1 protein-coding gene is annotated in these 1,180 nt (G+C 38.4%); it reads right to left on the reverse strand.

What is annotated here, in order from left to right; genetic code table 11:
- Positions 1-1,180, reverse strand: a 1,180-nt coding sequence (locus JMM81_RS22570) for an aldehyde dehydrogenase family protein (RefSeq protein ID WP_256243811.1), incomplete at both ends; no start/stop codon positions are given.

Consider the following 1,180-nt stretch of genomic DNA (forward strand, 5'->3'; position numbering starts at 1 on the left):
AGGACCAAAGATTTCTTCCTTAACGACACGACAATTGCGATCAAGACCAGTTATAATAGTTGGTTCTAAATAATACCCTTTTTCTAACCCTTCAGGGCGAACACCACCAGTTAGAACTTCTCCGCCTTCTTCTTTTGCCAAATCAACATAGCTAAGAACACGTTCATAGTGGTCTTTACTGATTAATGCCCCTACTTTTGTTTTTGGATCGAACGGATCTCCAATAACCAACTCTTTTGTTTTTGCTACAAATTTTTGAATGAATTCATCATATGCAGAACGTTCTACATAGATTCTAGAACCGCAAAGGCAAACTTCCCCTTGGTTAATAAAACTTGATTTTAACGTTGTTTCAATGACTTCATCTAAATCAGCATCAGCGAAGATAATATTTGGATTCTTTCCGCCAAGCTCATAAGAAAGTTTTTTCAATGTTTTAGCTGCTGAAGTCATAATCGTTTGTCCAGTCACTGTTTCACCTGTAAACGTAAGTGCATCAACGTCTTTATGTTCAGTCAACGCTGTACCTACCACACCGCCAGAACCGTTTACGACATTCACTACACCATCTGGAACGCCAGCTTCCTTACAAATTTCCCCAATCAATGTTGCCGTTGTTGGTGTTAGACTTGCTGGCTTGATTACAACCGTATTACCGGCTGCAAGAGCTGGTGCAAGTTTCCAAGTCATGAGTAATAAAGGTAGATTCCAAGGACTGATGATCCCAACAACCCCAACTGGACGACGAATGGAATAGTTTATTGCTACATCATCTGTTTCAAATGCTTCTGTTCCTACAGAACGTAGATAATCTGCGAAGAAATGGAAGTTAAATGCAGATCTTGAAATATCAACAGCAGTTGATAGCCAAATTGGTTTTCCTGTATCTAATGATTCAAGTCTTGCAAGCTCATCTTTTCTTTCTAGAATGATATCTCCAATTTTACGAATAACCGCAATTCTTTGATCCAACGTAAACTTTTTCCAAGGACCTTTTAATGCACCTTTAGCAGCCGCTACTGCCGTATCTACTTCTTCTTGTCCACCTTGTGAAATATTGCTAATAGCTTCCTCTGTTGCTGGATTAATATTTTCTTTTACCTTCCCTGAAAGTGAAGGTACATATTCTCCGTTAATAAAGTGTAAACTATCAACTGATTTTACTAAATTGTCTACTTGT

The sequence above is a fragment of the Bacillus sp. V3B genome (assembly GCF_024494465.1).
Taxonomy (GTDB): Bacteria; Bacillota; Bacilli; order Bacillales; family Cytobacillaceae; genus Bacillus_BD.